This is a genomic window from Thermococcus sp. MAR1 (assembly GCF_012027305.1).
GTDB lineage: Archaea > Methanobacteriota_B > Thermococci > Thermococcales > Thermococcaceae > Thermococcus.
Map to the genome: position 1 here is coordinate 1 of NZ_SNUF01000019.1, position 426 is coordinate 426.

At 37.1% G+C, this 426-nt stretch carries 1 protein-coding gene; it reads left to right on the plus strand.

The annotated features are described in order from the left end of the window. A partial coding sequence (locus E3E25_RS11355) for a hypothetical protein (protein ID WP_167893415.1) occupies positions 1-258 on the plus strand: 258 nt, incomplete at its 5' end. Between the last annotated feature and the right edge of the window lie 168 nt (positions 259-426).

Consider the following 426-nt stretch of genomic DNA (forward strand, 5'->3'; position numbering starts at 1 on the left):
TTGGTATTTTCAGATAATGATGAAAAGCGCCAAGCAGTAATTAGAGTTATTCAGAAAATTACTGAACAAAAAGCTACAAGCAAGCTCTCAAAGCAATTAAAGGCGGAACTCAAAAGTCATGACATAGATTTCAGCAAAACTGAAATCTCCATTTTAATAAAAAGAAAACTCAACAGAAAAGAAATTCCTGAAGACGCTATCAAAGAGGCAGTATCTTTTTTGCTCCAGGCAATAGGCCCAGAGGACACTAGACTTTGAAGAGATTCAACAAATAGAATTGGGATATAAAAAAGAAGCTTAAAAACCGAGCTCCACAGCGGAAACAAGCTACGCCCTCAAGAAAACAAAAGAATCTTATGATAGAAGTTAAGTCTTCACAACGTATAATCCAGCACCTTCTTGGCCTCTTCGATGTGCTCAGGATAG